This window comes from Pseudomonas sp. NPDC089569, assembly GCF_050280625.1.
Classification (GTDB): Bacteria; Pseudomonadota; Gammaproteobacteria; order Pseudomonadales; family Pseudomonadaceae; genus Aquipseudomonas.
In genome coordinates this window covers 1-1,161 of the sequence record NZ_JBNNVQ010000273.1, presented here as the reverse complement: position 1 = coordinate 1,161, position 1,161 = coordinate 1, and the positions used below count along the sequence as shown (strand labels likewise).

The window sequence follows — 1,161 nt, the reverse complement described above, 5'->3', positions numbered from 1 at the left end:
TAGCTATGGAGCCTGACGTTGTTGTAACGCATCACATAACGCTGAATATCTACCCGAGCTTCATGCTCGGAGCTGTAACCGTCTTCTGGCACCCATTCTGATTTGAGGCTGCCAAAGAAACGCTCCATCGGGGCGTTGTCCCAGCATTCGCCCTTACGGCTCATGCTTTGCAGGAGTCCATGCTTGCGCATTTCGTTCCTGAATTTATGGCTGGTGTATTGGCAGCCCTGATCCGAGTGAAACAGCACTTCTTTGGGCCGGCCTCGCAGTTCGACCGCCATGCGCAGCGCTTCGCAGGTCAGCGAGGCATCGGAAATCATCGAGAACGACCACCCCACGATCCTCCGGGCGTACAGATCCAGAACTGCCGCGAAATACATCCAGCGCTGGCCGACCTTGATGTACGTCACATCGCCACACCACACCTGATTAATCGCCGTGACATCAAACTTGCGCTTGAGCAGATGCGGCGCCACCAGCGCTTCCACACCCGATGACTTATACCTGTGCCGCCTGCGTTGACGACTGGCGACACCGGCTTCGCGCATCAAGCTGCGAACTCTATGCCGCCCGACACGATGCCCTTTGGCTTGCAGCTCCTTGGTCAAAGTCCGCGAGCCGGCAGACGCTCTGGATTGCTTGTGATGCTCGATCAGCACGGCTTTGAGCTTCTCCCGCTCAGGGCTCACCTTGCCTTGGCGCTGACGCCAGGCGTAAAAGCTGCTGCGGTTGACTCCAAATGCCCGACAGCAATTGTTAACGCCATACTGCTCGTCCAGCTCGTTGATTAACGAGAATGATCCTTGGAGTCCAAAAGCAGGAGAGCACTGGCCTTTTTTAGGATTTCGATGTCCAGGTCCTTCTGCCTGAGCAACGCTTTGAGCCGCTGGATCTCTCGCTGATCGGCGGTAATCGCCTTGGCACCCGCCGGAGTCGAGCCTAAACGCTCCTGACGAACCTGATCGACCCAGCGGCGCAGGGCCGTAGGACCAACATCCAGGCTGGCGCAGACTTCGGGAACTGACTGGCCCTCGTCCAGCACCAAGCTGGCAGCCTTGAGTTTGAACTCGCTGGAATAAGATTTACGCATAGCCAAACACCTCAGATTTGGGCGCCATCATAGCGCCCGATTGAAGTGTCCAAAATCATTAGGCCAGTTCA

Annotated in this window: 2 protein-coding genes; both read right to left on the bottom strand. The window is 56.6% G+C overall.

Annotated elements, in window-relative coordinates; translation table 11 throughout:
* A partial coding sequence (locus ACQKP2_RS33025) for an IS3 family transposase (RefSeq protein ID WP_427582405.1) occupies positions 1–779 on the bottom strand: 779 nt, incomplete at its 3' end.
* 8 nt (positions 780–787) lie between these two features.
* Complete coding sequence (locus ACQKP2_RS33020) at positions 788–1,090, bottom strand: transposase (RefSeq protein WP_427582404.1); 303 nt, start codon at positions 1,088–1,090, stop codon at positions 788–790.
* Positions 1,091–1,161 lie beyond the last annotated feature (71 nt).

Excerpts from the sequence above, each read along its gene's own strand:
- ACQKP2_RS33020 (WP_427582404.1), bottom strand. The coding sequence starts at position 1,090 with ATGCGTAAATCTTATTCCAGCGAGTTCAAACTCAAGGCTGCCAGCTTG.